Source organism: Vibrio sp. V43_P6S15P86, assembly GCF_009904725.1.
Taxonomy (GTDB): Bacteria; Pseudomonadota; Gammaproteobacteria; order Enterobacterales; family Vibrionaceae; genus Vibrio; species Vibrio diabolicus.
In genome coordinates this window covers 2,898-9,999 of the sequence record NZ_WXWT01000073.1, presented here as the reverse complement: position 1 = coordinate 9,999, position 7,102 = coordinate 2,898, and the positions used below count along the sequence as shown (strand labels likewise).

The 7,102-nt window shown below is 43.6% G+C and carries 8 protein-coding genes; 4 read left to right on the top strand and 4 right to left on the bottom strand.

Going from position 1 to position 7,102, the window contains the following annotated elements; all coding sequences use genetic code 11:
- Positions 1 to 346: 346 nt before the first annotated feature.
- The gene (locus CAG69_RS22410) at positions 347 to 787 is read left to right on the top strand and encodes a hypothetical protein (RefSeq protein ID WP_237668026.1); all 441 of its coding nucleotides are present in this window, start codon (positions 347 to 349) and stop codon (positions 785 to 787) included.
- Between the two features lie 48 nt (positions 788 to 835).
- Positions 836 to 1,324, top strand: a complete 489-nt coding sequence (locus CAG69_RS22405) for a hypothetical protein (RefSeq protein WP_237668025.1) — start codon at positions 836 to 838, stop codon at positions 1,322 to 1,324.
- Between the two features lie 31 nt (positions 1,325 to 1,355).
- Here CAG69_RS22405 and accD read toward each other — a convergent pair whose 3' ends face one another.
- Positions 1,356 to 2,219 (bottom strand): acetyl-CoA carboxylase, carboxyltransferase subunit beta, encoded by an 864-nt coding sequence (gene accD / locus CAG69_RS03315; RefSeq protein ID WP_047008421.1) that lies wholly within the window; start codon positions 2,217 to 2,219, stop codon positions 1,356 to 1,358.
- Between the two features lie 142 nt (positions 2,220 to 2,361).
- Here accD and CAG69_RS03310 point away from each other — a divergent pair, with 142 nt between their 5' ends.
- Positions 2,362 to 3,261: a LysR family transcriptional regulator gene (locus CAG69_RS03310; RefSeq protein WP_161442709.1), complete on the top strand. Its 900-nt coding sequence runs from the start codon at positions 2,362 to 2,364 to the stop codon at positions 3,259 to 3,261.
- Positions 3,262 to 3,392: 131 nt separating this feature from the next.
- Here CAG69_RS03310 and CAG69_RS03305 read toward each other — a convergent pair whose 3' ends face one another.
- The 3 genes from CAG69_RS03305 to CAG69_RS03295 form a co-directional block, all read right to left on the bottom strand.
- Positions 3,393 to 4,952 (bottom strand): methyl-accepting chemotaxis protein, encoded by a 1,560-nt coding sequence (locus tag CAG69_RS03305; protein ID WP_048625305.1) that lies wholly within the window; start codon positions 4,950 to 4,952, stop codon positions 3,393 to 3,395.
- Between the two features lie 345 nt (positions 4,953 to 5,297).
- Complete coding sequence (locus CAG69_RS03300; protein ID WP_005392525.1) at positions 5,298 to 5,648, bottom strand: DUF3147 family protein; 351 nt, start codon at positions 5,646 to 5,648, stop codon at positions 5,298 to 5,300.
- Positions 5,649 to 5,699: 51 nt separating this feature from the next.
- On the bottom strand, positions 5,700 to 6,776 hold the full coding sequence (locus CAG69_RS03295; protein WP_161442707.1) for a nickel/cobalt efflux protein RcnA: 1,077 nt from the start codon (positions 6,774 to 6,776) through the stop codon (positions 5,700 to 5,702).
- A gap of 136 nt (positions 6,777 to 6,912) precedes the next feature.
- On the opposite strand from CAG69_RS03295, the gene CAG69_RS03290 reads away from it, so the two are divergent.
- Positions 6,913 to 7,102, top strand: a 190-nt coding sequence (locus CAG69_RS03290) for a metal-sensing transcriptional repressor (RefSeq protein WP_237668024.1), incomplete at its 3' end; no start/stop codon positions are given.

Sequence of the window (7,102 nt, the reverse complement as noted above, 5' to 3'; positions counted from 1 at the left end):
AAAATAGGCTTTTTACTCTAAATTTATGGGATCAATCCCAACCCAAGATTTCTCACAATTATCAATAAAAACATTAATTTACCTTTTTCTAAATAACGACTTTATGAGGAAAATTGCCCTTAAACGCCACCCTTAACTCTTCCAGATAGAGTTCACGACAATCAAAGGTTCTAAATTAAATTTTGATGCTTGATACCATCTATTTTTATTTGTGACTCATTCCCAATAAGTCATCGAGTGCATATCAAAAGGTTGGCATTAATGGTAAATTCTCCGCCCAATCAAACACATTTACTCCTCGAATCATTGATGAGTGAATAAGCAGATATTTGGCTAGGGATAATACATGTCACTTTGGGGATTTTTGGGAGCGGCGCTTGCCTACTTCATGACAACGTTTGCCTTTGTTTTTGGCGGCATTTTTTGGTTATGTGCTGAAGGTAATACATTAAGAGAAACAAAGCGCCAGTCATCAATAATGTCCGGGATTATTGCTTGTACTATTGGAACTTGGGTGCTTGCTTTTGGTGTTTACGTTTACGGTTACTTTTGGGATAACTCTTCTCACTATTATTTTTATTTGCTCGCTCCATGGGGACTTGCCATTTTTGGGGTAAAACTTCGTAACCGCTGGGTTAAGCAATACGCGCGTGTAAAACACGCAAAAGAAGAACAGTGGCAAAAGCGCTGGCGAGAATTATTAGGGGAAGATACTGAAGATCTTCCACCATATCCACATGATTACGAGCTCTACTCGGGCATTTGGCAAGCCAATGAAGCGCTCTGAGAACAGTGTTTTGCAGCCCTTCCTCACGGGAAAGCAGTCTACGAGAGAGTGAAAGCCTTCCAAACGATGGCCTCCCCCGCTGGTGACATAAACAATCAAGTTTTGCTGAGTAAACTCGACCAACTAGAGGATGAAATCATTCAAGTTCTTGAGCAACACTCGCAAAAGAAAGTAAGCATTGAAACTGGCGCAGGTACTTTACGCAAAGAGTCAAAACGCAATGTTTATCGCCATGAGAATAGCCCAACAGAAGAGCAACTGTGCGACTCAATCAATCTCCAACATGATTTGGATCGAGAGCTACGCAACATTATCTATGATCGGCTCGGTTACGATGGCGAAGATGAGTACTTTTTCCTCCGAGCGCCACTCGAAGAGCTTACCGAGAATGAAACCGCAATCAACTGGATGCTCTGGGGTTTAGTAAGCGACCATTTTGCTGTTGACCCATACCAAACGGCGTTGGATCTCAGCCTAATGAATGCGGAACCAAGATGGGGGCAAAATGAACGGTTTGTAATGATTACGGCTCAATAAACGCAAGTACTAAGTCTAACTTTAATACCACCTATTCTGAAACCACCCTCGCGTTGGTTAACTTAGCCAATAAGCCGCCAACGCGATCACGCATTTCACGTCTGTCTACAATCATATCTAATGCACCATGTGCTAATAAAAACTCACTTCTTTGAAACTCGTCTGGTAGCTTTTCACGTACCGTTTGTTCAATAACACGCCTTCCCGCAAAGCCGATGCTTGCTTTAGGCTCACCAATATTGATGTCTCCCAACATGGCTAAACTCGCCGAGACGCCACCATAAGTTTGGTCCGTCAATACTGAGATATAGGGTAATCTGTGCTCAGATAAGTGGTTTAACGCGGCGCTGGTTTTTGACATTTGCATTAGTGCTACCAAAGACTCTTGCATGCGCGCCCCTCCGCAAGCAGAAAAACACACTAGCCCAGATTTTGTATTAATCGCAGTTTCAACGGCGCGGACAAATTTCTCGCCAACCACCGCCCCCATCGAGCCAGCCATGAAAGAGAATTCAAACGCACAAGCTACAACAGGCAAGCCTAGTAACTTCCCCTGCATCACAACCAAGGCATCTTTTTCTCCAGTCGTTTTCTGCGCGATGGCAATTCGCTCTTTATATCGCTTTAAGTCTTTAAAACCCAAAATATCCTGCGGTTCCAACTCACTTGCCAACTCTTGCTGTGTTCCATGATCCAGAAAAGTGTTCAACCTTTGACGTGCAGCCATTCTCATGTGATGAGAGCACCTAGGACATACTTCCAAATTCTCTTTTAATGCCGCGCGATAAAGTATTTGTTCACATTCAGGGCATTTTGTCCAAACGCCCTCTGGAATAGACGCTTTGCGCGAACCTATTATATTCTTATTCTCAAATAACCTTTCTAGCCAACTCATGAGTACCTCATTATTGATCACCTCGTAGCACGACATCTGCATCGTTTGCCCGCTCTGACTGTTAAATAAAATTGTATGCAACTCAGTCTGAGGATAAAGTGCAATATGCTGGCTTGATAATCCAACAAAGTGGGACAATAGAATGTTTGATAACGTCGACCAAATCTGGTTAAAAAGTTTTCACTGTGTGTATGAAAACAACAGCTTTAAGCGAGCCGCTGAGTGTTTGAATATACCAACATCGAATGTCAGCCGACATATTGCCCTGCTTGAAGAAAAGTTAAACATCAGGTTGTTCAATAGAACGACAAGGCGAATGACGCCTACCGAGGCTGGAGAAGAGCTCTATAGCAGCACTCGTCCACTATTAGAACAACTCAACAACGCGCTAGAAACCGTGACTCGCCACTCGCACACCGTAACGGGAGAGCTACGTATTCTTATGCCAGACACACCTGTACTGGCCAAAGCGGTTGTCACCTTTTGCACGCAATACCCGTCAATCTCTTTGTCTTGCGATACAACGCTAAACCCTAAAGATGATGTTATTGATAGCTTTGATGTCATTTTGAGTTTTCATAGAGGGACTTTGTCTGACAGCAATTGGGTAGCAAGGGAAATCAAACGCTGGCCCAGTGTTATTTTGGCTGCGCCTCAACTGCTTAATAAGTGCGGCCGCCCTTACAAAATTACGGATTTAAATCATGTTCCCTGTATCACGACACTTACTGCTGTAAATGGTGCTCCCTGGGTGTTTAAAAATCCCGACGGAGGTCATATTACGCAAACAGTACAATCCTCGTTCAAAGTAAACAGTGGTCATCTCGCTAAATCTGGCGCGTTATCAGGGCTTGGATACGCAATACTTCCAATAGAGTCATGCAAAGACGAGATCGAGAGCGGCAAGCTTGAAGTCATCCCTCTAGAATACGAACCTGAAGATTTAGTGCTTTATGCGTTTTACTCTTCTAGAAAGCACTTAGCCAAGAAAATCTCTATGTTTGTTGAGCACTTAAAACAACACGCGAAACTTAACGCCTAGTTAATCACTAATCATTTATCCCAATAACTATAAAAACTGACATAGTAGAGCAATTCGACATGCGATTTTCTCAAATAAAAAAGCCAGCAATCGAGATTTACTGGCTTTTGCAAAAGGATTTCCGTTGGCGTTTAAATTCTAAACGCTCCTACGTGACGATCGAGAGTTCTCGATAATTCCGCAAGTTGTTGACTTGATTCTTCCAATTGCTCACTCGCCGTTAGCGCGTTTTTCACGGAGTGACTGACGGTATCCATATTCATGTTAATTTCATTTGCTACCGTCGATTGCTGTTCTGTTGCCGTTGCCACTTGAGTATTGATATCCAAAATAGTGGTCACTTGATCTGCAATTGCCTCTAGTGCTTGTCGAGCGAGCTCCGTTTCTGCAGTGCCTTCTTCAATTAGGGTTCTACTATTACTCATTGAATTAACCGCACTTTGGGCTTCGGTTTGCAACTGATGGATCATATTGTCAATTTCATCAGTGGACTGAGCCGTTTTAGTTGCAAGATTACGGACCTCGTCTGCCACTACGGCGAAACCTCGTCCGGCATCACCGGCGCGCGCTGCTTCAATAGCGGCATTTAACGCTAGTAGGTTCGTTTGCTCAGAGATCCCTCTAATGACTTCGAGAATACTACCAATCGACTGAGTGTTGTCCGCAAGGCTTACGATAATATTGGAAGTACTGTTCATCTCGTTTTCAAGATTCGTCATCGCCGTCTTGGTGCGTTCTAGCGTCTTGTAGCCATCTTGAGTCTCATTACTTGCCGTGCTCGCAGCACTTGCTGCACCAGCAGCATTTGACGCGATTTCGTTGACGGTCGCGATCATTTCGTTCATAGACGTGACAACCAACATGGTTTGCTCATTCTGCTCCTGCCCTCTTGCAAGCGCTTGTTGAGATTGTCCACGCAGCGCGACAGCGGAACCATTCAGCTCTACACCAGTATTTACAACTTGTGTAATGATTTCATGTACCTTGCCAACAAACACGTTGAACGCCGAAGAAATTTGTGCGACTTCGTCATTACCTTTTGCTGGTAAACGAACCGTTAAGTCTCCGTCACCTTTCGAGATATCTTGCAACGCCTCCTTAAGCGCAGATAGCGGTCGCATCAGCTTGTTGAGTAGCAGCGATAGAGCCAAAACACACAGAACGAAGATCACCACCATGGAAATCAGTTGGGAAGTAATAATTCCATTCGTCGCTTGGCTTACTTCTGTAATAGGAATACCAATATCAAACGTGCCGTACAACTGACCATTCACGTAGATCGGCGCCATGATATCAAACACCCACACTTTCTGGACATCGGCATACCACTTTGAATACTGTTGTACACCTTTGGTTGCACCTTCAACGGTGTAGTTATCATTGTAGGTTTTATTTAGCTTTTGCTTATCACTGTGAGCAACCGCCGTCACATTGCGATCAATTACGACTGCATAGCTTACGTCTGAACGTTGTTTCAAACCCTCAACGAGCGATTGTAAGTCTTGCATTGGATTGGCTGAGTTCTCCAAAATATAACTTGCATTTCCTGCTAAAAACTCAGCTTGAACTTGGGATTTGTTTAAGATGATGTCATCGATTTTCTGACTCGAAATTAGGTACGTTGATGCCATACTTGCCACGACAGCAATACCAAACATGGCGCAAACGGCTAATAAGATGATTCTTTTCATTTTAATTGTCTCGGTACAATTCAATGTGATGCTCACGACAGAGCGTTAAGCCTTTCGCCTCTTATAACCAACACAAACTGTATTTTTAGCCTGTCTGGCAAAGCTAGACGTAACTTTGTAGCCACTGTATCTGCCTGATTACCGATAACTTTAGAATGAAGGAAGAAAAGTCTTCAAAACGTCACATTTCTACGAGGTTTGGCTGAAAGACAAGAGAGCAATCGCTAACTTCAAGTAAGCGGCCACACTAGCATCGAGAGTTAAAAAAAGAGTTCTAGTTAGAGCCTTGAAAATATAAATAAGCGAGCGCTTCGACCTATATTCTTACAATTCTCCTTTGCTCAATTAAGTTAATTCTATTCCAAATTCTTTGATAACGATGGTCACAATAAAGAAACAAACGATTGAAATAATGGCGCAAATTCCCAAAGAGAACCAAAACGAATATCGGCTCAGTAAGAAAGGAAAAACTAGAAACATCGGCAATGTAGGCAGTACATACCAAAAAGTATAAAACGCGTGGTTCGCGAGCTTTTCCTGACCTTGCCCTTCAATATACATCCAAATCAAAGCTAAAATAGTGACCGTCGGGAGCGCGGCAATCAGCGCTCCCGCTTTATCACTTCTCTTGGCAACTTCAGATATCAGCACCACTATTCCTGCGGTTAACGCGTACTTAGTAATCATCCACAACATGAAAGAGCTACCTTTAATAAACAAAAAGCGACGTAATAATTACAACAGAGCTTAGCTCATTAACGTCGTAAACCCGTGCATGCCCATATATACACCAACGGCGCTAATCAAGATCCCCGATAGATAAGGTGCACGACGAGCCACATCGTTCAAACCACTCCACTTCGATGTTGCTTTTTGAACGCCCACTGCCGCGACAACACCAACTGCAACTAAAGTTAACGCTAGACCAATACTGAAAGACACCACCAAGGTTGCACCAAGTGTCATGGCCTTAAGTTGCAAACAAATGAGTAAAACAGTGACCGCCGCCGGGCATGGTATTAACCCACCCGTCAGACCAAACAGAAGTATTTGTCCATTGGTAACATCTCGATCGCCAAAGCGCTTTTGAATATCTAGAGCGTGAGCACGCTCATGAGCGTCTTGGTACTCTTTATTCTCACCTTCCGAATGGGAATCCGCATGAAAATGCACCTCAAAATCGTGGGTATGATCATGGTGCCCGACCATCAACGTGACGAAAAAGTCATCAGAGGCTTCAATACAGGAGGCGGATTCCAAATAGCCATCGCGCTCAATAAAGTGATAAATATCAGAAGGCTGTCTGATTGCGTTGGGTAGCACTAGTTTAACGTTTTCAGCCGTTAAAGGCTTACCGTTAAGTGTGCGTAACTGAAAACGGCAGTGATGCCCTTCTTCTACGATAGAAAGCGATAGATGCCCATGACCAGTATCGACAATTTGCGTTCTCCAGTCTCGAGCTTGCTTATGAGTTTTGTGCCAAGCTCGCTCATCGCTCCACGTTCTCCAGAACATCCATAAACCCGTCGAGACGATAATTACCCCAGAGATAAGCTGCATCCATGGCTCCGCAGCTTCTGCAGTAAATCTTTGACTTATATACATCCCACCCGCAGCAATTATCCATACGATCGCCGTATGGGAAAGCGTTGCAGCCAACCCCAACATCACCGCCTGCTTCACTGTTCCTTTTACGGCCACAATAAACGCCGCCATCATCGTTTTGGAATGTCCTGGCTCTAATCCATGTAACGCTCCTAATAAAATGGCGCTGGGTATAAAAAACCATCCATTACCTTGTTGTAATAATGCGACAAAATCCATTGTTATTCTCAATATGCTCTTCTAAAGTTGCCCCAAACTATACTCCCCCCTAGTATTAAATACTGCCCCCCAGTATAAGATAAGTGCTACATTATCAGTTAGAATCTCGCAGTCAGTAACTTAAAGAAGATAAGTCATGTCCCATACAACCAGAGATCAAAAGAAGCTCAATACCCGTGTCAGCAAAATACAGGGTCAGGTGAATGGTCTCAAAAAAATGCTGGAAGAAGAACATGAGTGCCAAGATGTGTTGCAACAAATCGCTGCAATTCGGGGGGCAGTAAATGGCTTAATGAAAGAAGTAATTAAAGGTCACTTACTTGAGC